Here is a 24,604-nt window from a genome sequence, read left to right on the forward strand (position 1 = left end):
ATGAGCTACACCGAGGCATCGATGAACGCCCTGCGGCAGGACGGTGACGAGCTGGCCGACGCCACCGTCGCCGCGCTCTTCGAACGCGGGGAGGTGGGCAAGTTCAACACCCTGATGCGCTACGTATCCACCGCGGGTGCTCCCCTTCCGGACGGGCTCCCCGATGTCGCCCGCGAGTACCTCCGGGCCACCGGCGCACCGCCGGCCTGGGTCGACTGGGGCGAGATGGAGAAGGCCCGGCTGTTCTTCATCGACAACAACGTGCATATCTCCACCGCTCTGTCGTTCGCCTCCATGCCGGCCTGCTACGTGGTCCCGCATGTGGCGAAGCTCCTGTCGGCCACCCACGGGCTGAGGTACCCGTCCAAACGGATGGCGGAGACCGGCCAGTTCACCGTCTACCTGATGCGTCCCGACGCCTTCGAGGCCGGGGGCCGCTTCATCCCCGCCGCCCAGAAGGTCCGTCTTCTGCACGCGTCCATCCGCCATCACCTCCTGCGCGAGGACCGGTGGGAAACCGAAGCGCTCGGGACGCCGATCTGTCAGGAGGACATGATCGGCGGGCAGATGTTCTTCTCGATGCTCGTGCTCGACAGCCTGCACCGCCTCGGCGTCCATATGTCGCAGGAGGGCGCGGAGGCCTATTACTACGCCTGGCGCGTGGTCGGCGCGATGCTGGGCGTCAGCCAGGAGGCCGTTCCCCGGTCCCTGGACGAGGCCCGCCGCTTCCTCGACCTGTACATGATCCGGCACATGGGGCCATCCGAGGAGGGTGCGCACCTGACCCGGCAGCTCATCGATCTTTACGAGGAGGTCGTGCCCGGGACCTTCTTCGACCCGATCGTCTCCGCGCTCATCCGCCATCTGACCGGCGACACCTGCGCCGACTGGCTCCAGGTGCCCCGTACCTCGTGGGACACCGTCGTCAAGGCCGTCCCCCACCTTCTCGGCGTCCTGGAGACCATCGAGGACCGGTCGCCGCTGGGTGCCTGGGCCCTGGACCGTCTCGGCCATCTCACCACCGTCCTCGAACTGTCCTCCCTCACCCGTGGCCGCGTGATGCACTACGCCATTCCCGAGCAGCTCAAGGAGGAGTACGGCGTCTCCCCCGCGGCGGCCCGCCACCGCTGGAATCCGCCCGCCGCCACCGTCCCCGGCTGACGCACGGTCACGGCCCGGCGGCAGCAGGCCTTCCTGCCAAGGGTCCCCCGACCGCACCCGACGGGCCGTTTCCCGTCGGGTGCGGCACCGGGGCCGTGGCTCGGGGCCCGCGTGTCCTCCTACTCGCCGCTGCCGCCGTCGAGCGGCGGGTGGGCGTTGCGGAGCAGCTCCTGGAACTGTCCGGAGAACCAGTGCCCTGCCACCGGGGAGTCCGGCAGGGCGCCCGTGAGGTTGTAGCCGTTGCGGCCGTTACCGGTGTACGTCGGGTCGCACATCCGGTCGAAGCCCTTGCCCTCGTCGTTGTCGACGGGCTCGCTGCTGCCGTCGGACTCGCCCGGAGGCTTGGCCCAGACGTAGGCGTCGATCCCCGGCTCGGGTGCGACGGTGGGACGCTCGCCGATGCCCGCCCCGCTCTGGTTGCACCAGTTGCCCGCGTGGATGCGGCGGTCGGTGCGGCCGCCGTCGACATAGGCGTCGACGCCGGTCAGCGGTCCGGGTCCGGCGGGCCGGGAGGCGCCGCCCCAGCCGTTGCGGGCGGTGTCGATGAGCATGCCGAGGTCGGGGGCGAAGCCCTGGCGGACCAGTTCCGTGCGCAGGCCCTGGGCGTAGGAGAGTTCGTCCACGTAGTAGTTCCAGTCCACCCAGCGCGACTGGCGCACCGTGGTGCCGTTCACGGAGTCGGTCACCGCGAAGTGGGGCTCCTGGAGTGCCGAGTAGTTGGCCGTGTTCACGATGAAGCCGTGCACGTCGGAGACGGTGGCGCCCTCCATCGTCGCGGCCTTCTTGAACTGCTGTGCCGCGGGGACGAAGTTGGAGTCCCAGCCGAGCCAGCCGTGGTGGGCCGCGTCGACGTAGTTGTAGACGTTGGGCAGGGTTCCGAGCGTGTGCAGGGCGTACCCGATGCCCTTCTCGTAGTTGCCGTTGGCCTTCATCGTGGCGCACTCGGGCGTGGAGCCGGCCGTGCCTCCGGCGTTGGTGACGAGGTTGGGCAACGAGTCCGGTTCGATGAGCGTGACGATGCGCAGGCTCGCGTAGGCGGGGTCGCCGAGGATGTCGGTGATGGGGTCGATGTAGTCGTTCTTGTAGCGGTCGAGTTCGGTGGGGCCGAGTTCGCCGTTGGAGGCGAGTGCGGCGCAGTCGCGGCCGGGCAGGTTGTAGATGACGACCTGGAAGAGGTCGGCTCCCTGGCTGACGGCCGTGTCGAGGTGCGCGCGTAAGCCTCGCGCGCCGGGTGTGCCGTCGATCGCGGCGATGCGGTCCATCCAGACGAACGACGGCTCGTCGGCGATGACGCCGCCGCCGGGTTCCGCGGCGGCCTTGGCCGACCAGTCGGGGTTCACGTACGCGGTGGCGCCCGCATAGGGGTTGTCGACGCGGGCCGCGGCCGACGCCTGTCCGGGGACGGCGACCGCGAGCGATGCGCCCATGGCCAGGGCGGACAGTACGGCGGCCGTTCGTATGCGCGGTGCGTGTGGGGTGGTTCCTCTGGTTCTCATTGCGGCTCCGTGCTCCTCTCGTACGTCCGTCGCGGGTATCGACGGACGGGTTCAGGGGTCCGTGACGCTCGGGAGGTGGGGGATGCTAGTTGGGGGGAAGCGCGAGGGAAAGCTTGCGTGGGAGCGCTCCCAAACTGACGCGGCATTCGATGGCTGTCAAGCGTTCCAACGTAATCACCTCGCACGGAAGGGACGTTGAGGGGAAGTGGAGCGCTCCCATCGTTGGGCGACAGTGCCGCAGGTAAACGTCAACGGTCGCGTTCGCGTCGACGATTGGCCGACTACCGACTTGCGGGTAACCCAAGGCGCGGCGCGGAAGGAGATGGCGTAACACTGGTCTGGGCCAGGCCGTTTCCGTCCCCCTATCCTCACCTTTGGCCGGTGACACACCATCCCCCCACCCAGGTTGCCTGTCGGCTCGCGCCCCCACTCAACTCCACGCGAGCAGCCGGGTGCCTCCCCCCCCCATTCGCCGCCTCCCGGAGGCCACGGTGAAATTTCGCACCAGAAGCTCGGCGATCATCGGCACGCTCTGCCTCGTGACGTCCCTGGCCCTTTCCACGGCGTCGGCCGACGAGCCCGCCGCCCCGGTCCAGCCGGTGAACGCCTCGCTGACCGAAGTGGCCAGGGCCCAGGGGCCGTCCGCCGGCACGGCCGGACTTCGATGACACGCTGTGGATAGCCGAACGCGCGGGCACCGTACGGGTCCTGGATGGTTCTGGGTCTCGGCGAGCCGGTCCTCGACACATAGCGGCGGGAACTACGGCTGGTCCGCCATGGAGGGCACGCATCCCTTCCGGGGCGGCACGGAACCCGCGAACCACGTCCCGCCGGTCCACGAGTACGACCGTACGGGCCTGGGCTGCTCGGTGACAGGCGGATTCGTCTACCGCGGCGAGGCACTCCCGGACCTTCAGGGGAGCTATGTGTTCAGCGACTACTGCGACGGCACGCTGCGTACGCTCCAGATGGCGGACGGCGAGGTGACCGGCGTGGGCGACCTCGGAGTCAGCGGCGGCGAGGTCATCTCGTTCGTGGAGGGCGGTGACGGCGAGCTGTACGTGCTCGGCAGCGGTGGCGCCGTCTGGCGCGTCGACCCCGCGTGAGCCGCTGATGCGAGCGGGAGTCAGCTGCGCGGACCGGTCACGGCCCCGCCGATCATGATGATCGGCGGGGCCCCGGACCGCTGTCCGGGCGGTCTGACTTCTCCGCGCCCTCGCCGCGCAGGTGGCCGCGGCGGGCGTCCCGGTCGAAGATGCCCAGCAGCTCGCACGGCCCGCCCTCGGTGCCGATCGCGTGCGGGAGCATGGTGGGGAACTCCGCCGCCTGGTTCGTCTCGATCCGCAGGCGCCGGTTGCCCAGGAGCAGTATCGCGGTGCCGGAGAGGACGACGAGCCACTCACGGCCCGGATGCGCGCGCAGGCGCGCCGGGTTGTCGGGCGGCGGCTCGGTCATGCGCCGGCGGATGACGGTCATGCCGGGTTCCGCCTTGATGGGCCACCGCATCTGACCGTGGGCACCGTCGATCATCGGGTTCGAGATGATGTCATCGGTCGCGGTCTCGACCAGCTGGTCGAGGGAGGTGTCCAGGGCGCGGGCGAGGGTGACGAGCTGGTCCAGGGCCAGACGGCGCCGGCCGTTCTCGATGCGACTGAGTGTGGACTGGCTGATCCTCGCGCGGGTGGCCAGCTCCTCCAGGGACCAGCCCTGGGCCACGCGCAGGGCGCGGATGCGTTTGCGTACCAGGCTGTCCAGCTCACCATCCTCTTGCGTCATAGGCATGAGCGTATGCCATTGGTGCAAGTCGCACTTGGCGTCGTCCGCGTTCGGCCCCGGAAGAGGTGGGCTCGCACGGAAGAGCAATCCATGAGTACGCGCCAGCCCGGTCCGGTGAGCGTCGATCCGAACGATGCCTCGGGCGAGTCCGGCAAGGGCGTGCCGGACGCGCGTCGGCGCCGCACGACCCCGATCACCGTGTGCCTCGCGCTGATGGCCGTGATCGCCTCGGTCTCGGGGCCCGACGTCACCCAGCCCGACCTGGTCGTCGCCTTCGGCGCCTCGCAGAGCACGACCCTGTGGATCATCAACATCTACCCCCTCGGCCTGGCCGCCCTGCCGCTCGGCGCTATCGGCGACCGGCTCGGCCGCGAGCCCGTGCTGCTGACCGGCCTGACCGTCTTCGAGGGGCACGACGACGGCGGCTTCCTGGCGATGGTGTCCCGAGGGCAACGCGTTCGGCGTCCTCCCCAAGGGCCCCTTGGAGCCCGGTGCGAGGGACGCACGGACTGTCTCCGATGACGGGCGCGACGAGCCGCGTTCCCGAGGCACATCGTCCGGTACGGCGTCGACCCGCCCAGGTCCGTCCTCGGCCCCGCGTTGCGGCGGGGGCATGGCCGGCACGTACGGTACGGCGGGTGAACGAACCGCTCGAAGCCGTGACCGGCCCCTCTGCGGACGAACGCGTCCGGGCCACGACGACCCGCGTGTTCCTGGCGCTCGCCCCGCCGGACGACGCGAAGGAAGAGCTGGCGCAGGCGCTGCGACCGGCCTACGACGCCTACCCCCGCCTGCGGTGGAACCGTATCGAGGACTGGCACATCACCCTGGCTTTCCTCGGTGAGCTGCCGGTCACCGCCGTCCCGCCCCTGATGCCGCCGCTCGCCGCGCTCGCGGCGCGGCAATCGCCCTTGCGGCTGGCGTTGCGCGGCGGCGGGCACTTCGACGAGCGGGTGCTGTGGTCCGGCGTCACGGGTGACCTCGAAGGGTTGCACCGGCTCGCCACCGACGTACGCGCCCTCGTCAGGGAGTGCGGTGTCGCCTTCCCGGAGCGGCCGCTCCGGCCCCATCTGACCCTTGCCCGGTCCCGCCGGGGCGATCATGCGGCCACGGTGGAAGCGGCGGCCGGGCTGGCCGGGTTCGCCGGCCGGAGCTGGGACGCAGGGCGCCTCCATCTGGTCGGCAGCAACATCGGTCGTGGCCCGGGGCCGATCCACTACCGCGACATGGAGGCCTGGGACTTCCGGGGCGGGGCGGGCGGGGCCTGAGCGACGCGTCATCCCCATGACAGCGGCAGCGTCGGCCGGGAACCAGAAGAGGCGGCCAGGGTCCGCCTGAAAGTGGATCTTGATCTGAGATGATCATCGGGTGGGACTGGAGATCCGGCCGAGAGGCGATGGGCTGTTCTGGAGCCGTTGTTGCCGACCACGCGGATGCGCGGCCGGCCGACGGAGTCGGGGAGATGGACGCCGGGGCCGGCGTTCCCGGTCACTCGGTCCCGTGCTTCGCGGGCCGGGCGTGCGCCAGCAGAAACTCGGTCGCCCGTGCGATGGCCTCGGCGGACGTGCCGTGGACGGCCTCCGACTCGTCCTCCTGCAGGTCCGCGCCCGTGGCGGTGTACCACCAGGCGTCGGCGCCCGGATCGTGGTGGACAACCGCGTCGCCGCCCGCGTAGTGGAGCGGGATGGACTCGCTGGCGGACTTCTTCGGCACCGCGTGGGGCCACTTGAGGCGGGCCGACTGGCGCTTGATGCCGCCCCAGGCCGCGCCGAGCTGCGCGTAACTGGATCCGCCACGCCCGGCGACGGTGGCCGCGCTCTCGGCCAGCCGGTCGACGGACCGCTTGGCTTCGTAGAGCGACCGCAACACCGCCAGCTGCACATCGGGAGCGGCCATGAGTGCGGCGTCGAAGGGTTTACCGGCGGTGCGATAGGCGAGCGCCCGCGTCGAGATCCGCTCGGCCAGCGCCTGGGCCGCGGCGAGCACCTGCTCGTCCATGGCGAACGCGTCGCCGTCGCCGGGCTCGTTCCAGGCGGGGTCCACCGGGGTCAGGACCGTGGGCCAGAAGTTCTCATCGCTCTGATCGGGGGTGGGGATCGCCCTCACATCATCCATGCGACAATTTTAACTGTCATCGAACAGGTTCGCAATCATTTATGTCGACTTCCGTCGCCGACAGGTTCACCTGTCACCGATGGAGTCCAGCAGCATCTGACCGACCCATGGAAGGCCGACCTCGTCGCGGCGGCGGGGAAGCCCGCCGCCGCGGCCACCCGGGACGAACGGCCGGCCGCTGCACCCGAGGCGCCTTCCAGAGCGCCACTCAGGCCGAGCTCCTGCTCCTGCCCCTGCTCGAAGGATCGACGAACCGCGCACACGCGACCGTCCGGGAACCCGTGACGGAACGGTGGGCGCCGTCCCCAGCGTGGGCGGCCGACGACCCGGCCGCGCTCGACCGGTTTCGCCCACCTCGCGGCCGACCGGCCCGTGGCCGTACGAATCCTCGACCTCAAAACGGCTGGACCCCGCCACGCGGCGGGCCGTCGTCGAGCGCACCGCCGACGCCCTGAATCAGCAGGCGTCGACGGCCTCCCCCAGGGCGGCGGTGAGGCGGCCCAGGACTTCCTGCAGCCCGAGGACCTCGTCCACGGACAGGCCGGTGGCGGCCAGCACTCCACGGGGGACGGTCAGCGCGCGGTCGCGCAGTCGCGCACCCTGGTCGGTCAGGTCGATCAGGACGGAGCGTTCGTCCTCGCGGCTGCGTTCGCGTCGGACCAGTCCGGCCGTCTCCAGGCGCTTGAGCAGCGGCGAGAGGGTTCCGGAGTCCAGATGGAGACGCTCCCCGATGGCCTTGACCGACTGCGGGCCGTGCTCCCACAGGACCAGCATGACCAGGTACTGCGAGTAGGTGAGACCGAGGCCCTTCAGCGCCTGCCGGTAGAAGCCGCCGAACGCGCGCGACGCGGCGTGCAGCGAGAAGCAGACCTGGTGGTCCAGCCGCAACAGTTCCGCGTCGGGGACGGCGGCGAGGTCGGGCGAGGCGCTCGGGACAGTGGTCATGGAACCAGCGTACCGCCGGCCACGTCATTGAGTTGTGCACAATTAAGTTGTGTGCAATCTTTAGGGCAGTGGCCGCGACCATCCCGGTCGAGGCTCCGGAGGAGGATCACCCCATGGACGCGTTGTACACCGCCGCCGCCACCGCCAACGGGCGCGAGGGCCGCGCCGTGAGCTCGGACGGTCAGATCGACCTGCCCCTCGCCATGCCCCCGGCGCTCGGCGGCAACGGCAAGGGCACCAACCCCGAGCAGCTCTTCGCCGCCGGCTATGCAGCCTGTTTCGCCAGCGCGATGGCGGCGGTCGGTCGCGAGATGAAGGTCGACACCAAGGACGCCTCCGTGACCGCCGAAGTCTCCATCGGCAAGGAGGGCGGCGGCTTCGGGCTCGCTGTGGTCATGCGTGTGGAGCTGCCGGACTCCATCGCGGGCGAGGCCGGGCAGAAGCTGGTCGAGGCCACCCATGCCTACTGCCCGTACTCCAAGGCCACGCGGGGCAACATCGACGTCCAGCTGGTCATCGAGTAGTCGCCTCCTTTCCGCTCCGTACCCGCCCAGACCACACCGTTGCCGCAGCGGGGGCCGACCGAGCACGCCTCGGCCGGCCCCCGCTCCTCACGGTGTCAGATAGTCAGTTGTCACCCCTTCAAGCGGGCCAGCACCGCGTCCACCGCGCGGTGGACGGCCTCGCGGGCCCCGTCGACCGGGTCGAGCGTCTCGAAGCCGTGGCGTCCGTCCGGTACGTCGATCACCTCGACGTTCGCTCCGCAGCGGGCGGCCTCGGCCAGGAACTCTTCGACGGTCGCGGCGATCTCGGCGCTCTCGCGTCCCGCCCGGACCAGCACGAGGGGCAGTTGACCGGCGTGGGAGACCGCCCGGACCGGGTGGAAGCGGGCGTCGGCCAGTCCCCAGCTCGGCAGCGGCGAGAGGATCGGGTAGTTCGCCGCCACGCAGCGCAGCCACGCCGGGGGCTTCGACAGCCAGTCCGCGGAGAGCGGGCCCCCGCCCGAGAAGAACCACAGGGCGACCCGGTCCTCGTCCACCCGAGGATCGGCGCGCACCCGCTCCACCGCGTCGGCCACGTCCTCGGCGGCCGTCCCGTAGTCGGCCACGGAGTGCAGGCGGTGGTCGAGCGTCACGCCCACGGCTCCCTGCCCGGCGACGTGGCGCGCGTATCCCGTCAGGGTCGGCCAGTCCCGGGGCGTGGGCCGCGCCTCGGCGGGCACCGGTCCGCCGTGCACGAACACCACGGCCGGGTGCGGGCCCGGACCGTCCGGCAGGTACAGGTCGGTGTTCCCGGTCCGTTCGCGGGGCCGTTCGGGTACGTCGAGGAGGAACGGCCGCAGATGGGCCGGCGGGTGCGTGGCGTCGGCGGAGGTCAGCCTGTGGCCCCCGCCGGACGCGGCCTCGATCAGGGTCGCGGCCAGCTCGGCTGGGCAGGACAGCATCGGCCAGTGCCCCGTGGGCAGTTCGAAGAGGGCCACCCGGGCCTCGGCCAGGGCCCGGAGGGCGGGATCGCCGACGTCCACCATGATCTGGAGCATCTCGATGCCCGGTCCGTTGCCGGTGCACAGCACCCCGGTCACGGGCACCGCGGCCACGGCGCCGGTGAGCCGCAGCGGCTGGAGCAGTGTGCCCAGCGGCTGCGGCGCCGCGAGGGCGGTGAGCCCGTCGAGCGCCGCATCGGAGAGGCCCGCGGTGCTCCCCCAGCGGGACCAGGCGTCCCGGGCCGGGGGCGGCAGCTCACCGCCGGTGGCCGGCCCCCCGTTTCCGGCGGCGCGCTCCGCCACCTCCGCGCGCAGGCGCTGGTCGGGTACGGCGGCCAGGGCGGGGACGCCGTCCCTCGGCATCCCGGCGTCCAGGTGGACGATCCGTGCGATCGCCCCGGCCCGCCGGTCGGCCGCGCCGAGCACCGGGTGGATGCCGTAGTCGTGGCCGACGAGCACGATCTCCCGGCAGGGCTCCGCCGCCACCGAGTCGATGACCGCGAGCACGTCGGCGATATGTGTCTCCAGGTCGATGCCCCCGCCTGGGGCGCCGGAACCGCCGGGGCGTCCGCCGAGTCCGGTGAGCGCCGCGATGCGTACCCCGGCGCCGTCCGCCGTCAGCCGCGCGGCGGTGTCCCGCCACACGTGCGGGCCGGTGAACGCCCCGGCCACCAGGATGAATACGGTCATGGTTCCTCCTCGTCACGTTGTCTCCCGCGCACCGGCCCGATCCCCCGGCAGCGCCTCGCCGGTACCGTAGGAACTCCCCCTGGTGGAGGTTCAAGTGTTCTCGTCGTACGACGGCCTGTGCACCATCGGTGAACTCGCCGAGCACGCGGGCGTCAGCGTCAAGACCGTCCGCTTCTACTCGGACCGCGGACTGCTGCCGGAGGCGTCCCGGAGCGTCGGCGGGCACCGGAGGTACGCCCCGGACGCCGTGGAGCGGCTGGCCATGATCCGCTCCCTGCGCGGCCTCGACCTGCCGGTTCCCGAAGTGCGCCGCATCCTCGACGAGCAGGACGAGCGGGACGGGGCCGGGACGGAAGGTGCGGGTGGCGCGGGCGGTGCGTTGGAGGACGCCGTGGCCGGCCGGCTGCGCACGCTGGGGTCCGAGCTCGCGGCGCTGCGCTGGCGGGAGGCCGCGCTCCGGCTGGTGCAGGAGTGCCCGCCGGCCGAACGGCCCGGCCGGCTGCGGCTGGTCGGGGCGGTCGCCGCCCCGCCGAGCACCGCCTCACTGGCCCGTTTCTGGCGTGCGTGGCTGCCGCCCCGGATGCCTGCCCGCTCCGTCACCGCGTTCCTGGAGGCGGCGGTGCCGGACCCTCCCGACGATCCCCAACCGGCCCAGGTCCTCGCCTTCGCCCGGCTGCACGCCTTCGTGACCCGTCCGTGCGGCGGCGGGGGCGGTGGCTCCTGCCAGCCCCGGGCGCACGGTGTCGCGGGGGCTCGTGCGTCGGCCGTGCTGTACGCGGGTCTTGCCGAGGCGTACGACCTGGCGGGCGGGGAACTGCGCCGAGGTGCGGTGCCCGCTCCCGGTGAGGCGCTGGACGGGTTCGTGGACGCGTACGCCGGCACGTACGGCGCCCACGACACGCCCGGCTTCCGGCGCCTGCTGGCCGGTCGGCTCGCGACCGATCCGCGCATCGACCGGTACTGGGACCTGACCGCAGAGGTGATCAGCGCTCCCGGCGGCCGCCCCGAGCCGACCCCGGGTTCCGCGCACGACTGGCTTCTGGCGGCGCTGGAAGCCCAGTTGGAGACGGCGGACGTCCTCGACGGTGCGGGAAGCGCGTGTGCCGGTGCGGGGCAGGATTCCGCCGCCTCACCCGTACCGGACCAGGCGCGGGCCGTCCCCACCCCGGTGAGCGGGGCGCAGTACGGGTAACGCGCCGCTCTTCACGCCCTCCACCACGTCGAGCTCGCACGGTGGGGCAGCCCGCCCTCACCTTCACGGCGTCGGGCCTCGAACCTGCCGTCGGTCCTGTTGAAGCGGGCCGCGCGCAATGGCCTGGAGGAGCGGGACCGGCCCGGCCGGAGCGGCGGCGACCGGGGTGCGCCACCCAGGCCCGCATGGTCGAGGACGCCGCGGAGGTGCTGCGCGAGCAGGGCGTCGACCGCACCACGCTGGACGGCATCCGGGACCGCACCGGCACGAGCAGAAGCCGGCTCTTCCCCCACCTCCCCCGGCGGGAAGGTGCGAACTGCTCCTCCGCGGCGGACTCCTGGAAGACCACTGCCCCTTTTGGACGCCCGGCCCCTGCGGTCAGCCGGCGGCGTGCGGTCCGAAACGTCCGGGGGCCAGGGTCGCCAGCAGCGAGGTGACCACGAGGTCGGTCGAGGCGGCCATGTCCACGGAGTCCGGCGACAGGAGCCACTGGACCTGGAGGCCGTCCATGACCGCGATGATGGCGTTGGCCGCGTTGTCGGTCAGGTCCGCCCGCTCGGCGGGCAGTTCGCAGGCCTCGCGCAGGGCGTCGGCGACGAAGGCGCGCAGCCCGTGGTAGCGGTCGCGGAAGTAGTCCTGGGCGGGGTGGTCGTCGGTGACGGACTCCGCGGAGAGCACCGCGTACAGCCGGACGATGCCCTCGCGTTCGGCGTTGAGCAGCGCGGTGTTCACCAGGTGGCGCAGGAAGTCCAGCCCGTGGGGGCGGTCGGGGCCGAGGTGCTCGATGTCCTTCTGGTCGCGCAGTTCGAGGACGCTGGTGAGGAGCAGGGCCTTGGAGCGGAAGTAGTGCAGGACCCCTGCCTGTGTGAGGCCGACCCGGTCCGCGATCTCGGCGAGCGAGGCGTTGTTGTAGCCGCGGGCGGCGAAGGCGTCCATGGCGATGGTCAGGATGTCCTTCTGTCGCTGCCGGGCTTCCGGGCTGCGCGGCGTGCGGGGCCTGGCAGGAGTGCGTGCCGGTCTGCCCACTGACTGGTTGCTCACCGGTTCAGCTTAAGCCTGCCGGAGGCCTGGTGAAGATCTTCCGGGCAGCGGGGACCCAGAACCGCGACGGCAGCCGCGCGGCCGTCGTCGTCAACACCGCTTCCGGGTCGCAGCGGTTCTCCCTGACGGACGACGGCAGGTCGCTCGCGTACACCCTGCCCGCCGGGGCCGTCGCCACCTTCACCTGGGACGGGAACGGCGGAACGACCGATCCGCCCGCGGGCTCCGTCGACCCCACCGCGTGGTACCAGGTGCGGAACGCCAACAGCGGGGCCTGCCTCGACGCGGCCGACTGGGGTACGGAGAACGGCACCGCGCTGCAGCAGTGGGCCTGCGGGACCGGGGCCAACCAGGGATGGCAGTTCACGCCGACCGACGGCGGCCACTACCAGGTGGTCAACCGGCACAACGCGAAGGCCTGGGACGTCGACGGCGGTCCCGGGGCGACCGCCGACGACACCAGGGTGCACCTGTGGTCGTACGAGGGCGGCGTCAACCAGCAGTGGCGGCCGGAGTCCCTGGCCGGCGGGCGGTACCGCTTCGTCGCCCGCCACAGCGGCAAGTGCCTCGGCGTCGACAACTCCTCGACGGCCGATGCCGCAAGGCTCTCGCAACAGCCCTGCTCCGACTCCCCGGCCCAGGCGTTCACCCTGGCCGGCTGACGCGGCGGGCGTGCCGGGACCGCAGCGGCTCTCCGGGCGGGGGGAGCCGCTGCGGTACACGCGCTCGGCGGCTCCCCACGTCCGGAGAGGCACCGTCCGGCGCGGGTCAGGCGTGCCGCGCCAGCCAGTCGGCGTGGCGGGCGGGGGCGATACGGGCGCCGACCTTCGGGGTCAGGACTTCGCCGTTGACCGCGGCGAACATCCCAGCGGTGTCGTCGGTGGTCACCGAGCGGCTGTCGCCCTTGGCGCGGAGCGTGATGATGCCCAGCTCGGCCGATGCGTAGGCGTCGGGCCCGGCGAGGTCGACAGTGCCCTGGAGCGGCGTGCCGACCGCGACCCCGGCGACGGTGGCGGCGAGGTCCACGGCGGCGACCGGCTGGGCGGCCGGGGCGCGCTGCCGTTCCGGGAGGGAGTCGGGGGCACGAAAAATCCCCGGACCGTAATTGCGGTCCGGGGATTGTCCCGCGTATATTGAATTCTTCTGCGCTCACGCAGAAAGGCCCCACTCGGGGGCCTTATGAGAACGAACATAACTGGCGGGGAGCCGTTTTGTCAAACCGGGAAAGCGACGAATTGCGGGAAGAGCAGGAATTCATCGATCGGCTCCATGCCCGGGTCGACGCCCTGCGCAATGTGGCGGCCGACGGTGTCGAGCACGCGCTGACGCCGGTCGGGACGGGCCAGCAGGCGCGGCTGGAGCGCGACATCCTGGTCGCGGAGCGCTCGGGTCTGCTCGCCGCGCTCAACGCGGTGGACGGCTCACTGTGCTTCGGTCGCATCGACCGCTCCGACGGGCTCGCGCACCATATCGGCCGTATCGGGATCCGAGAGGACGACACCGAGCACACTCCTGTTCTGATCGACTGGCGTGCACCGGTGGCGCGTCCCTTCTATCTCGCCACGGGGCACACGCCGATGGGGCTGCGCCGCCGCCGGCACATCACCACCGAGGGCCGCACGGTCACCGAGCTCCACGACGAGATCCTGGATATCGGGGACCGCGACCGCACCGGATTCGAGGATCCGAACGGTGACGCCGTGCTGCTCGCGGCGCTCAATTCCGCGCGCACCGGACGCATGGGCGACATCGTGCGGACCATCCAGGCCGAGCAGGACGGCATCATCCGGGCCCCGCACCGCGGCGTCCTCGTCGTCGAGGGCGGACCCGGCACCGGCAAGACGGCCGTCGCGCTGCACCGGGCCGCCTTCCTGCTGTACGAGCACCGCGAGCTGCTTGCCAAGCGCGCCGAGCTCATCGTGGGCCCCAACCCGGCGTTCCTGCGCTACATCGCGGAGGTACTGCCCGCGCTCGGCGAGACCGGGGTGCTGCTCGCGACGCAGGCCGAGCTGTTCCCCGGTGTGCACGCCACCGGAACGGACACCCCGCGCGCCGCCGCGGTCAAGGGCGGCGAGCCGATGGCCGAGGCCCTCGCCATGGCCGTACGCGACCGGCAGCGGCTGCCGGAGCCCGGGGCGGCGATGGTGATCCCGCACGAGGACGGCGGGGATCTGATCCTGGACTGGGAGATCGCCTACGAGGCCCGGCAGGCGGCCCGGGACACCCGCCTACCGCACAATCTCGCCCGGCCCCACTTCGTCTTCCGGGTCATCGACGCGCTCACCGCGCAGCTCGTCGAGCGCATCGGCGCGGACCCCTACGGCGGACCCAACTTCCTCGGCCCCGACGACGTGGCCCAGCTCGGCCGCGACGTCGCGCTGAGCAAGGAGGTGCACGCGGCTGTGGACGAGCTGTGGCCGCCGCTGACCCCTGAGGCCTTCCTCGCCGGCTATCTGGCCGATCCGGTGTACGTACCGGAGGAGGACGCCGACGCGATCCGCCGCCCGGGAGTCGCCGGGGCGTGGACCCCCGCCGACGTACCGCTGCTCGACGAGGCCGCCGAGCTGCTCGGCGTCGACGACAGCGCGGAGAGGGCCGCGGCCGAGGCCGCCCGTCAGGAACGGGTCGGCTACGCGCAGGGCGTGCTGGAACTGTCGCGGGGCTCGGAGAGCTACGAGTTCGAGGACGAGGAGTCCGAGGTCCTCGCCGCCCACGACATCATCGACGCCGAGCGGATGGCGGAGCGGCACGAGGAGGCCGACCACCGCACCGCCGCCGAGCGGGCCGCCGCCGACCGCACCTGGGCGTTCGGGCACATCATCGTCGACGAGGCGCAGGAGCTCTCGCCGATGGCGTGGCGGCTGCTGATGCGCCGCGCGCCGACCCGCTCGCTGACCCTGGTCGGCGACCCGGCCCAGACCTCCGAGGAGGCGGGCGTCGGGTCCTGGGAGAGGATTCTCCGGCCGTACGTAGAGGACCGCTTCGAGCACGTCACGCTGGAGGTCAACTACCGTACGCCCGCGGAGATCATGGAGCTGGCCGCCGGAGTCCTGCGCGAGAAGGACCCCTCGTTCACCGCCCCCGTCTCGGTCAGGTCGACGGGCGAGAAGCCGTGGAAGCGGGAGGCCGGGGAGGATCTGGCGGCCGCGGTGGCCGAGGCCGTCGTGGAGCTGACGCCCCGGGAGGGGCGGCTCGGGGTGATCGCGCCGCGTGCGCTGCACGAGGAGATCGCCGCCCCGCTGGACGGCGTCACGGCAGGTGAGGCCCCCGACCTCACGCACCCGGTGGTACTGCTGGATCCGCGCCAGGCCAAGGGACTTGAGTTCGACCATGTGCTGGTCGTGGAGCCCGCCCGGTTCGGCACGAGCGATCTGTATGTGGCGCTCACCCGTGCCACGCAGCGGCTGGGCATCGTCCACCGGGAGGAACTGCCCCCGGCGTTGCGCTGACGGGACCGGCGGGCCGCGCTCCTCGGCGTCGGGGTCGGGGTCGGCGGGAGTGGGAGTGGGAGTGGCCGGAACACGGTGGACGAACCCATAAGGTAACGCCATGTCTTCGCCATTGAGTTCGACAAAGACCGCGGCTGCTCTCCGCACCTCGGCACGGGTCTCCGCAGAGCTGCTGTTGGTCCTCGTGGCGGCGGCGGTCGCGCTGTGGGTGCTGGGCCGGATGTGGTCGGTCGTATGGCCGCTGATAGTCGCTCTGTTCCTCACCACGCTGACGTGGCCGCTTGCCCGCTTCCTGCATCGGCACGGCTGGCGGCCCGCGCTCGCCGCGTCGGTGGTGACGGTGTTCGCCCTGCTCGTGGGGGCGGGCATCGTGGCGCTGATCGCGGTTCCGGTGGCGGACCAGTCCGGGGAACTGGCCGACCGGGTGGTCCAGGGCATCGACAAGCTCCGCGCGTGGGCGGCCGGTCCGCCGCTGAACATCGGCGACGACCAGATCACCGGTGCCCTCGACACCGCGACCGCCAAGCTCCAGGACAGTGTCGGCAGTGTGGTCACGACCGCCGTCACCGGGGTGAGCACCGTGGTCAACGGGCTCGTCACGGCGGTTCTGGCGATCTTCCTGATGTTCTTCTTCCTCAAGGACGGCCCGCGGTTCCTGCCGTGGCTCACCCGTCAGCTTCCCGGCAGGCTCGCCACCGACATCCCCGAGGTTGCCTCACGCAGTTGGGACACCCTGGGCGCGTTCGTGCGGTCCCAGGCGTTCGTCGGTCTGCTGGACGCGGTCTTCATCGGGATCGGCCTGTGGATCCTGGACGTGCCGCTGGTTCTGCCGCTGGCGGTGCTGACCTTCGTCTCGGCGTTCGTGCCGATCGTGGGAGCGCTGTTCGCCGGATTCGTGGCGGTGGTCATCGCGTTGGTCTCGAACGGACCGATGGACGCCCTGATCGTGCTGGGGATCATCATCCTGGTGCAGCAGTTGGAGGGCAATGTGTTCCAGCCCATGATCCAGAGCCGGGGGCTGGGTCTGCACGCGGCGGCGATCCTGCTCGCGGTGACGCTGGGCGGCAGCCTGGCCGGTGTGGTGGGCAGTCTGCTCGCCGTTCCGGTGGCCGCGCTGCTCGCGGTGGCCTGGAACTACCTGCGCGAGCAGCTCGTGGAGGAGCCGCGCGAGCCGGAGCCCGGGGAGCTGCCCGAGGATGCGCCCGTTCCGTCCTAGTGCCGCGTCAGCCCCCTCATCGCCCGAGGTTGCGCAGCAGTGCGGCAGCGCGCTGCGCAACTCCCGCTCCCAGGACCGGCGGAGGGTCGTCGCGCGCTCCTGCCCGACGATCACCTGCACGCTCTCTCCGGAGCCGGAGCCCCGCGCCTCGTCCGGCGGGCACGCGGACGGCGGGCAGGGTGCTCCACGGCGCCTGGACCGCAGGGAGCCGCTGTGCTGCCGCGCGCCCTCTCATCGGACCGGCCCCCCGCCACCGCCCGTCGCACTGCCTTTCGCCCTTGCCGGCCGGGACCGGGCCGCCCGCGCGCAGTGGCGACGAGGCCTCGGGCAGGAGCGCGGGCGGCGCGATCCGGGTCACGCGGCCCGGCCTGCGAACGAGGATCCCGGCCCACGCGAGGGCCGGGATCACACCGGCCCCGGCCTGAGAAGGCGTCCGCCCCGAGCACCTGAGGCGCTCGGGGCGGACGCCGGCGAGGGGTGAGGACAGCCGGGGCGGACGCCTGCGAGGTGCGGGCTGCCGGGCGGGCGGGGCGACGGCTCAGATGGTCGCCGTGTCGATCACGAAGCGGTAGCGGACGTCGCTCGCGAGAACCCGCTCGTACGCCTCGTTGACCTGGCTCGCGCCGATCACCTCGATCTCGGAGCCGAGCCCGTGCACGGCGCAGAAGTCCAGCATCTCCTGGGTCTCCGCGACACCGCCGATCGCCGAACCCGCGATCGACCTGTTGCCCATGATCAGGGAGAAGAGGTTCAGCGAGACCGGCTCCTCGGGGGCGCCCACGTTGACCAGGGTGCCGTCCGTGCGCAGCAGGCCGAGGTAGGCGCCGAAGTCCAGCGGGGCCGAGACCGTGGAGAGGATGACGTCGAAGGTGCCGGCCAGCTCCTCGAACGTCTTGGGGTCGCTGGTCGCGTAGTAGTGGTCGGCGCCCAGCTTGAGCCCGTCGTCCTTCTTGCGCAAGGACTGGGAGAGGACCGTGACCTCGGCGCCGAGCGCGTGCGCGATCTTGACGGCCATGTGGCCGAGACCGCCGAGGCCGACGACGGCGACCTTCCTGCCGGGGCCCGCGCCCCAGCGCTTCAGCGGCGAGTACGTGGTGATGCCGGCGCACAGGAGCGGCGCGGCCTCGTCGAGGGCGATGCCTTCGGGGATGGTGACGGCGAACGCCTCGGTCACGACGATGTGCGTCGAGTAGCCGCCGTAGGTGGGCTCGCCGCTGCGGTCGAGAGCGTTGTACGTCTGGGTGTTCCCTTCGGCGCAGTGCTGCTCGCGGCCCATCAGGCAGGCGTCGCACTTTCCGCAGGAGTCGACCATGCAGCCGACGCCGACGCGGTCGCCGACCTTGAACCGGGTGACCCCGGAGCCGGTCTCGGCGACGATCCCGGCGATCTCGTGGCCGGGAACCATCGGGAAGATGCCCTCGCCCCAGCCGTCGCGGGCCTGGTGGATGTCGGAGTGGCAGATGCCGGCGAACTTGATGTCGATCAGGAGGTCGAACTCGCCCACCGGACGACGCTCGATCGTGGTGCGCTCCAGCGGGGCCTTGGCACGGGGGGCGGCGTAAGCGGCAACGGTGGTCATGCCGGAGGTTCTCCTCTGGGTGATGCGGTAGGAACGTGTCCCAGCTTCACTCCGTGTCCGACGTTCACCCAGACCACCGCTTTGCCTACGACCAGTGGTCCTACTACTGACGGGGTCAGGCTCCGATGCCTACGACCACGAGTGACAGGAATAATGGAAACCATGGACGATCAGCCGGAGGCCGCCGCACCCGATCCGCTGGACCGGCGTGCCGAGCTCAGCGAGTTCCTGCGGACCCGCAGGGCCAAGCTCCAGCCACAGGACGTGGGGCTGCCGGAGTTCGGCCGGCACCGCCGGGTGCCCGGTCTGCGCCGGGAGGAGCTGGCGCAGCTGGCCGGGGTGTCCGTGGCGTACTACACGCGTCTGGAGCAGGGCAACGGGCGCAATGTGTCGGGCGAGGTGCTCGACGCGATCGCCCGCGCGCTGCGGCTCACCGACGCGGAGCAGGCGCATCTGAACCATCTGGCCCGGCCCGCCCGGCACAAGAAGAAGCGCCGCCCGGCCAAGGTGCAGCGGGTGCGGAGCGGGTTGCTCTATCTCCTCGACAGCATGGAGGGCATCCCCGCGTACGTCGTCGGGGCGCGCTCCGACATCCTCGCCTGGAATCCGATGGCGGTGGCGGTGTTCGGCGACTGGGGCGCGCTGCCGCCGGCCGAGCGCAACTGGGCACGCCTGGTGTTCCTCTCCCCCGCCTACCGGGATCTGTTCCTGAACTGGGACTCCAAGGCCTCGGACATGGTCAGCTATCTCCGGCTGTACGCGGGCTGCCACCCCGACGATCCGCAGTTGTCGGCGCTGGTGGGCGAACTCTCGCTCAAGAGCGAGGAGTTCCGGCGGCTCTGGGCCACGCACAACGTCAAGGAGAAGGGCCACGGCATCAAGCTGATCCGGCATCCGCTCGCCGGCGACCTGACCCTGTCGTACGAGACCTTGAGCCTCCCGGACGACGAGGACCAGCAGCTGGTGACCTACCACGCGGAGCCGGGGTCGGAGTCGGCCCAGGCCCTGCGCCTGCTGGCGAGCTGGGGAGCCGACGCGACCCGGGCGGGCGTGATCAGCGGCGCGGGGCGGGTTCCGGACGACGAGCGATGAGGACGAACTCCCGGCCCGGCCGGTCGGGTGCGTCACGCACCTCGCGCACGACGAACCCCTGGGCTGTCAGGTCCGCTTCGGTCTCCTGACGTTCCCGGAACCGCAGGGTGGAGTCGGAGGTGAGGATCTGTCCGTCGGCCCCGAACACATAGGTCCAGCGGAACGACACGAGCGGCCCGGCGACTTCGGTCACCTCGACCCAGCTCTCGACGGGGCCGACACCGGGGATCTCGGTGACCCGGTGGGACCTTTCCCGGTTCCACCCCTCCCAGGCACGCCGGGCCGGGTCCCGCGTCTCGAAGACCAGGTGCCCGCCCGGCCGCAGCGCCTCGTAGGCACCGCGCAGCGTCACCTGCCAGTCGCCCGGGTCGATCTCCTGCGCGGCGTTGGCCGTCATGGTGACCAGGTCGACCCGCAACGGCGGCAGGGCCGAAGCGTCACCGTGGATCCAGCGGACCCGGTCGCCGCCCGGCTTGGCGCGCGCCACGTCCACCGAGGCCCGAGCGGGGTCGACGCCGACGACCTCGATCCCGCGGTCCGCCAGCAGCAGGGCGAACACACCTGTGCCGCAGCCGATGTCCAGCACCACGCCGTGCGGCGAACTCCTCGGTGATGCGGACGTAGGGGTCCAGGTCGCCTCGGTCGGGATCGAGTGGATCGTAGAGAACGGCCAGCCGGGGCTCCACGAAAATTTCGTCAGCCATGCGACGGAAGGTACCGGGCGCGAGGAGCATCCGTCCCCGTCGGGGCACCGTGCGTTCAGGCGATGCCGGGTCCGGCCGTCGTTCCGGCCGGGTCGTGGTTCTCGCTCGTCCCGTCGGGCCGTGCCGCTCGCCGCGACGGCCACGACTGCGGCGAGCGGGACCGTGGCGCGTCGGGCCATGCCGGCGCGGCCGCCGGGGACGCCGGTCTGCTCGAACTCGTTCACCTCGACGCAGCCGTCAGGGAGGCAGCCGGCAGACGGTCCCGGGGGGGCGAAGGGTCAGTTGGCCTCTGCCACCTCCGCCACGACGTCCGCAGCCGCCTCCGTCCCACCGACGGCGAGCGCAGCGAGCGCGGGAGTTCGGGCCGCCGCCGCACCTGTGCCGGCCGGGTCAAGGTGCGCCAGGGTCTCGGCGGCGGCGAGCCGGGGCAGCAGCAACTGCCAGAATCCGGTGAGCATGTGCGGGGACAGCCACGCGGGATCGTGCCGGCCGAGCACCTCGAACCCGGCCGTGGCGGCGACCGTGGCGGCCGCCGCGTCCTCGCGGGAGACGTCCTCGGCCAGCGTTCCGGCGGCGGCCGCCTCGTCCAGCAGTTCCCGCACGCGGTGGTGCCACTCCAGCCTCAGGTCCGGGGCAGTGGCTCTCTCGCCGTCGCAGCTCAGCCGGAATCCGGCCCGGCTCACCGGGTCCTCGCGCAGCCGTTGGGCGAGAGCGTGCGAACTGTCGACGAGTGCCTGCAGGGCGGTGTCCGTCCTGCGCCGGATCGCACCGGACATGTCGCGCAGTCTCCGGGACGCGTCCGCCACGACCGCTTCCGCGACCGCCGCCTTGTTCTCGAAGTGGAAGTGCAGCGCCCCCGTGCTGACGCCCGCGCCGGAACTGATCAGCGTCAGCCGGGCCTGCGCGTAGCCGTGCTGCTCGAAGACGGTGGCGGCGGAGCGGATCAGCGCCTGGCGGGTCCGGGTGGCCCGCTCCTGTTTGGTCACCGGGACCTCCCCGCGGGGGAGAAGTGGCCGGATACGGGACCGGAAAGGGAGCCGGCTCCGGTCGAGGGCTCCCCGCCGGAGCAGTGGGACGGCGTCATGGGGTTATCAAACCAACTTACCGGTTTCATTTCCAGGGAACGGAGGAATACGGCGGAGGCTCCCGCGCCCCTTTCCAGCCACATCTTCCCTATGGGCCCGTGGAAGCGGACCGGAATAGGAAAAGGCACACTGTCGCACTTATCCGAGGTCAGTGAGGGAGCTGACGTACCTTACTCACCCGTGAACACGCTCTGCTCACCCGCGGAGCGACGGAATTCCGCCGCGAACACGTCAGCGTGATCGGCCGCCCAGATACGGAACGGCCTCGCCGGACGGCCCGTCAGTTCCCGGACCGTGGGCACCACGGCCGCCTTCGCGCCCACCCGCTGCCGCTCGGCGCTCTCCAGGAAGGCCTCCGCGACGGGCCGCGGATACTTCTCCAGCAGGGCCGTGCGCGCGGCGTCCACGCCGAGTTCCTCGAAGCGCAACGGCCGCCCCAGCACCCGGGAGAGCTCGGCCGTCTGCTCCCGCGCAGTGATCGCCTCCGGGCCGGACACGGCGTACGCCCTTCCCTCGTGCCCCGTACCGGTGAGAACGGCGACGGCCACCGCGGCGACGTCGCGCGGGTCGACACACGCGACCGGAGCCTCGCCGTACAGGGCACGCACCACGCCCTCCGACCGGATGCCGGGCGCCCAGGAACGCGTGTTGGACATGAACGTCCTGGGGCGGACGAACGTCCACGGAACCCCGGACTCCCTGACGGCCTGTTCGTTCTCCCGCTGACGCCGAGTGATGAAGTCGTCGGCGCCCGGCTCCTCCACAGCCATCATGGACAGCTTGACCAGGTGGCGGACGCCCGCCGCGGCCGCCGCCGCTGCGACCCGCTCGTCGTCGGGCTCCGTGGGGCTGTTCGTCACCAGGAACACCGAGGTGACGTCCCGCAGGGCCCGGTCGAGGGCGGGGCGGTCCCCGTACTCCCCCTCGACGACCTCGACCTCGCCTCCCCCTACCGTCAGCCGCTCGGGCCGGCGCGCGAGAATCCGCACGGGGCCGGCCGCCGCCAGCTGTCCGGCGACCTCGCGGCCCACCGCTCCGGTCGCACCCGTCACGAGAATCACTCGAGCAAACCTCTCAGCCGTCGGCCCGCGGGCCGGACAGGTCCGTGGAGAACACCCGTTCGTCGTCCTGATGGCCTGTCACCCGGACCGTCACCGTATCCTCGGCCGTCCCCGGCACGACCACCGCCCCGATCCAGCACGGACTGCCGAACTCCGCGTACCGGTGGAATCGGGTGCTCGCCTCCACCGGAACGACTCCGCCGGGCCCCGCGGCCAGGCAGGCCGCCTGGCGGGCCGCCTCCAGCAGCAGCATGCCCGGGACATGGTCGTTGGGGCGCTGGAACAGCGTCGGATGCCGGGTGTCCACGCGCAGTTCCCACAGATCGTCCCGGCCGGTCTCCGACAGCACCACGTCCTCGGCCCTGCTCCGGCCGGCCCGGGCGGCGGAGACAGGCGCCACCTCCGGTATCGATATCCCCTCGGCGGGGGCGTCGCCGCGCATCCGCCGGTACACCTTGGGGTTCGTGAAGCGGGTCGCGCCGGTCCCCGTCGCCGCCAACTCCCCGCCGCGGTAGACGGCCCAGCCCACACGCCCCTGCACGGGCAGTCCGCCCCGCCACTTCAGGTCGGAGCAGAACACCTCCACGTCGAGCTCGGTGGGGACGCCGCCGACTCCCAGGTGCTCCTGGTGGCACACGTAGTCCAGGTCCGCCATCAGGAAGTGGTAGCCGAGCGGGACGCCGTACCCGGCATGGAAGGAGAGCATGGCCGCCTGCCGCATCGCTTCCGCGACCAGCAGCGGGTCGTGCAGGTCGCCGCTCACCGGGGCGAAGAACGGATGATCGTGCGGCAGGACCGCCGCGACCGAGAACCGATCGTGCGCCAGGCGTACCCAGTTACGCGGAAAAGCGTCCTCCGGCCTGGTCCGGTGCACCATGTCGATCCCTACGGAATGCACCACCTCGGCCTCCGAATCCATAGCCGGCACCGGATCGATCAAGACTGCTGCTTCGGGCATAACTCCCCCCAGGGGTCATGTGATGGCGAGCCGTTCCTGCGATGCACGCGCACTGATAAGATACAGACTAAGCGGTTTTTTTTCTATCCCCGGCAGGGCCGTCCCCCCAGAGCGTCCCGGCCGTTTCCCGGGCCCTCGCCCAGCAAAGGAGACAGGATGGCCAAGCAGGACCGGGCGATCCGCACCCGCCGGACAATCCTGATGGCAGCGGCGCAGGCCTTCGAGAAATACGGCTACCAAGCCGCGACGATCACCGAAATACTCAAAAGCTCCGGCGTCACCAAAGGAGCTCTCTATTTCCATTTCCCTTCCAAGGAAGATCTCGCGCTGGGTGTTCTCGATGCCCAGGAGCCGCCCCAGACCGTTCCGGACCAGACTCTCAAACTCCAGGAACTCATCGACCTGGGAATGCTGTTCAGTCACCGTCTGCAGACCAGTCTCCTCACCCGGGCCGGTGTTCGCCTCTCCATGGACCAGCAGGCCCACGGCCTCGACCGCAGCGGTCCGTTCCTACGCTGGCAGGAAGCCACCCATCACCTCCTCACCCAGGCCAAACACCAGGGCGAACTGCTCCCCCACGTCAACCCCACCGAGACGGCGGACCTGTACGTGGCCGCCTTCGCCGGCACCCAGGTGGTATCCCAGACTCTCACCGACTACCGGGACCTGCAGCGTCGCCACATCACGCTGCAGCAGCACATACTCCCGAGCATCGCCACACCTTCCATCCTCACCGCCCTCGACCTGACACCGGAGCGCGCCGAGCGCCTCAGCCTCCTCCATCCGGTCGGCTGAGCGTACTGGCGGCGCCGGTGGCCAGGGCGGCGCCGCGGAACGTACGCCGGTAGGCCAGCGGGGTGACCCCGATGGCGGCGTGCAGGTGCTGGCGCAACGACGCCCCGGTGGCGAAGCCGACCTGGCGGCGATCTCGTCCACCGCCAGGTCCGTGGACTCCAGGAGGTGCCGGGCCCGGTCGACCCGTTGCTGGATCAGCCATCGGCCGGGGCTGACGCCGACCTCCTCGTCGAAGCGGCGGGCGAAGGTGCGCGGGCTCATCCGGGCATGGTCGGCGAGGCCTGCCAGGCTCAGCGGTTCATGGAGGTTCCGCAGCGCCCGGTCGCGGGTCGCGGTCGTGCCGTTCGCCGCCGGGCCGGGTACCGGCTGCTCGATGTACTGCGCCTGTCCCCCGTCGCGCCACGGCGGTACGACGCAGAGCCGGGCGACCCGGTTGGCGACCTCACTGCCGTGGCCCTCGCGGACGAGGTGCAGGCAGACGTCGACGCCGGACGCGGTGCCGGCGGAGGTCAGGATGTCCCCGTCGTCGACGAAAGGACGTTCGGGTCCAGCCGCACCCGGGGGAGCCAGGACCGGAAGAGCTCCGCGAGCGCCCAGTGCGTGGTGGCCCGCCGGTCGTCCAGCAGGCCCGCTGCCGCCGGGACGACGGCGCCGGTGCAGATGGACACGGTGCGGGCGCCGGGACGTACGGCCGCGAGCGCGGCGACGACCTTCTCCACCCGGATCGACCGCTCGGCGGCGCGCTGCGTGCCCATGTCGAGGCGGC

20 protein-coding genes and 5 pseudogenes are annotated in these 24,604 nt (G+C 71.7%); 12 read left to right on the plus strand and 13 right to left on the minus strand.

Features of this window, described 5'->3' with window-relative positions:
- A complete protein-coding gene (locus IG90_RS0132375; RefSeq protein ID WP_030592702.1) occupies positions 1 to 1,161 on the plus strand; it encodes an oxygenase MpaB family protein in 1,161 nt (386 codons plus the stop codon).
- Positions 1,162 to 1,292: 131 nt separating this feature from the next.
- Here the strand turns inward: IG90_RS0132375 and IG90_RS0132380 are convergent.
- Positions 1,293 to 2,657: pseudogene (locus IG90_RS0132380) on the minus strand (glycoside hydrolase family 6 protein); the annotation flags it as partial.
- A gap of 491 nt (positions 2,658 to 3,148) precedes the next feature.
- On the opposite strand from IG90_RS0132380, the gene IG90_RS47190 reads away from it, so the two are divergent.
- Both IG90_RS47190 and IG90_RS41175 read left to right on the plus strand, forming a co-directional pair.
- A complete protein-coding gene (locus IG90_RS47190; protein ID WP_241193161.1) occupies positions 3,149 to 3,325 on the plus strand; it encodes a hypothetical protein in 177 nt (58 codons plus the stop codon).
- A gap of 6 nt (positions 3,326 to 3,331) precedes the next feature.
- Complete coding sequence (locus IG90_RS41175; RefSeq protein ID WP_241193160.1) at positions 3,332 to 3,763, plus strand: PQQ-dependent sugar dehydrogenase; 432 nt, start codon at positions 3,332 to 3,334, stop codon at positions 3,761 to 3,763.
- Between the two features lie 52 nt (positions 3,764 to 3,815).
- On the opposite strand, the gene IG90_RS0132390 is transcribed toward IG90_RS41175, so the two are convergent.
- Positions 3,816 to 4,433 carry a helix-turn-helix domain-containing protein gene (locus IG90_RS0132390; protein ID WP_033894845.1) on the minus strand — a complete coding sequence of 206 codons (618 nt, stop codon included), beginning with the start codon at positions 4,431 to 4,433 and terminating at the stop codon, positions 3,816 to 3,818.
- A gap of 90 nt (positions 4,434 to 4,523) precedes the next feature.
- Between IG90_RS0132390 and IG90_RS0132395 the strand changes: the two are divergent.
- Positions 4,524 to 4,838: pseudogene (locus IG90_RS0132395) on the plus strand (MFS transporter); the annotation flags it as partial.
- 233 nt (positions 4,839 to 5,071) lie between these two features.
- Complete coding sequence (gene thpR / locus IG90_RS0132400; RefSeq protein ID WP_030592708.1) at positions 5,072 to 5,701, plus strand: RNA 2',3'-cyclic phosphodiesterase; 630 nt, start codon at positions 5,072 to 5,074, stop codon at positions 5,699 to 5,701.
- 220 nt (positions 5,702 to 5,921) lie between these two features.
- On the opposite strand, the gene IG90_RS0132405 is transcribed toward thpR, so the two are convergent.
- Positions 5,922 to 6,548 (minus strand): hypothetical protein, encoded by a 627-nt coding sequence (locus IG90_RS0132405; protein WP_030592709.1) that lies wholly within the window; start codon positions 6,546 to 6,548, stop codon positions 5,922 to 5,924.
- Positions 6,549 to 7,004: 456 nt separating this feature from the next.
- Positions 7,005 to 7,493: a MarR family winged helix-turn-helix transcriptional regulator gene (locus IG90_RS0132410; protein ID WP_030592711.1), complete on the minus strand. Its 489-nt coding sequence runs from the start codon at positions 7,491 to 7,493 to the stop codon at positions 7,005 to 7,007.
- A gap of 113 nt (positions 7,494 to 7,606) precedes the next feature.
- Here IG90_RS0132410 and IG90_RS0132415 point away from each other — a divergent pair, with 113 nt between their 5' ends.
- A complete protein-coding gene (locus IG90_RS0132415) occupies positions 7,607 to 8,017 on the plus strand; it encodes an Ohr family peroxiredoxin (RefSeq protein WP_030592712.1) in 411 nt (136 codons plus the stop codon).
- Positions 8,018 to 8,127: 110 nt separating this feature from the next.
- Here IG90_RS0132415 and IG90_RS0132420 read toward each other — a convergent pair whose 3' ends face one another.
- Positions 8,128 to 9,666 carry an alpha/beta hydrolase gene (locus IG90_RS0132420; protein ID WP_030592714.1) on the minus strand — a complete coding sequence of 513 codons (1,539 nt, stop codon included), beginning with the start codon at positions 9,664 to 9,666 and terminating at the stop codon, positions 8,128 to 8,130.
- A gap of 94 nt (positions 9,667 to 9,760) precedes the next feature.
- Here IG90_RS0132420 and IG90_RS0132425 point away from each other — a divergent pair, with 94 nt between their 5' ends.
- Positions 9,761 to 10,858, plus strand: coding sequence for a helix-turn-helix domain-containing protein (locus IG90_RS0132425; RefSeq protein ID WP_030592717.1), 1,098 nt, complete (start codon positions 9,761 to 9,763; stop codon positions 10,856 to 10,858).
- 378 nt (positions 10,859 to 11,236) lie between these two features.
- On the opposite strand, the gene IG90_RS0132430 is transcribed toward IG90_RS0132425, so the two are convergent.
- A complete protein-coding gene (locus tag IG90_RS0132430) occupies positions 11,237 to 11,899 on the minus strand; it encodes a TetR/AcrR family transcriptional regulator (protein WP_267958707.1) in 663 nt (220 codons plus the stop codon).
- A 56-nt stretch (positions 11,900 to 11,955) separates the two neighbouring features.
- Between IG90_RS0132430 and IG90_RS0132435 the strand changes: the two are divergent.
- Positions 11,956 to 12,561, plus strand: a pseudogene (locus tag IG90_RS0132435) (RICIN domain-containing protein); the annotation flags it as partial.
- A gap of 106 nt (positions 12,562 to 12,667) precedes the next feature.
- On the opposite strand, the gene IG90_RS0132440 reads toward IG90_RS0132435, so the two are convergent.
- On the minus strand, positions 12,668 to 12,925 hold the full coding sequence (locus IG90_RS0132440; RefSeq protein WP_233436144.1) for a hypothetical protein: 258 nt from the start codon (positions 12,923 to 12,925) through the stop codon (positions 12,668 to 12,670).
- A gap of 209 nt (positions 12,926 to 13,134) precedes the next feature.
- Between IG90_RS0132440 and IG90_RS0132445 the strand changes: the two genes are divergently transcribed.
- Complete coding sequence (locus IG90_RS0132445; protein ID WP_030592724.1) at positions 13,135 to 15,348, plus strand: HelD family protein; 2,214 nt, start codon at positions 13,135 to 13,137, stop codon at positions 15,346 to 15,348.
- Positions 15,349 to 15,448: 100 nt separating this feature from the next.
- Complete coding sequence (locus IG90_RS0132450) at positions 15,449 to 16,564, plus strand: AI-2E family transporter (RefSeq protein WP_030592727.1); 1,116 nt, start codon at positions 15,449 to 15,451, stop codon at positions 16,562 to 16,564.
- A 538-nt stretch (positions 16,565 to 17,102) separates the two neighbouring features.
- Here the strand turns inward: IG90_RS0132450 and IG90_RS0132455 are convergent.
- Entirely contained in the window at positions 17,103 to 18,143 is a 1,041-nt protein-coding gene (locus IG90_RS0132455) for an NAD(P)-dependent alcohol dehydrogenase (protein WP_030592730.1), read from the minus strand.
- A 162-nt stretch (positions 18,144 to 18,305) separates the two neighbouring features.
- On the opposite strand from IG90_RS0132455, the gene IG90_RS0132460 reads away from it, so the two are divergent.
- The gene (locus IG90_RS0132460) at positions 18,306 to 19,235 is read left to right on the plus strand and encodes a helix-turn-helix domain-containing protein (RefSeq protein ID WP_030592734.1); all 930 of its coding nucleotides are present in this window, start codon (positions 18,306 to 18,308) and stop codon (positions 19,233 to 19,235) included.
- On the opposite strand, the pseudogene IG90_RS39980 reads toward IG90_RS0132460, so the two are convergent.
- The 4 genes and pseudogenes from IG90_RS39980 to afsA form a co-directional block, all read right to left on the minus strand.
- Positions 19,198 to 19,939: pseudogene (locus IG90_RS39980) on the minus strand (class I SAM-dependent methyltransferase). The gene IG90_RS0132460 and the pseudogene IG90_RS39980 sit on opposite strands and share 38 nt — an antisense overlap.
- Before the next feature lie 278 nt (positions 19,940 to 20,217).
- Complete coding sequence (locus tag IG90_RS0132470) at positions 20,218 to 20,925, minus strand: ScbR family autoregulator-binding transcription factor (protein ID WP_078585488.1); 708 nt, start codon at positions 20,923 to 20,925, stop codon at positions 20,218 to 20,220.
- 269 nt (positions 20,926 to 21,194) lie between these two features.
- Positions 21,195 to 22,085 (minus strand): NAD(P)H-binding protein, encoded by an 891-nt coding sequence (locus tag IG90_RS0132475; RefSeq protein ID WP_033894848.1) that lies wholly within the window; start codon positions 22,083 to 22,085, stop codon positions 21,195 to 21,197.
- A 13-nt stretch (positions 22,086 to 22,098) separates the two neighbouring features.
- A complete protein-coding gene (afsA, locus tag IG90_RS0132480) occupies positions 22,099 to 23,043 on the minus strand; it encodes a 2-oxo-3-(phosphooxy)propyl 3-oxoalkanoate synthase (protein WP_030592743.1) in 945 nt (314 codons plus the stop codon).
- A gap of 156 nt (positions 23,044 to 23,199) precedes the next feature.
- Between afsA and IG90_RS0132485 the strand changes: the two genes are divergently transcribed.
- Complete coding sequence (locus tag IG90_RS0132485) at positions 23,200 to 23,838, plus strand: ScbR family autoregulator-binding transcription factor (protein WP_030592746.1); 639 nt, start codon at positions 23,200 to 23,202, stop codon at positions 23,836 to 23,838.
- Here IG90_RS0132485 and IG90_RS46345 read toward each other — a convergent pair.
- A pseudogene (locus IG90_RS46345) lies at positions 23,813 to 24,548 on the minus strand (GlxA family transcriptional regulator); the annotation flags it as partial. The gene IG90_RS0132485 and the pseudogene IG90_RS46345 sit on opposite strands and share 26 nt — an antisense overlap.
- Positions 24,549 to 24,604: the final 56 nt, after the last annotated feature.

Origin of the sequence: Streptomyces anulatus (assembly GCF_000721175.1) — a bacterium.
Taxonomy (GTDB): domain Bacteria; phylum Actinomycetota; class Actinomycetes; order Streptomycetales; family Streptomycetaceae; genus Streptomyces; species Streptomyces anulatus_C.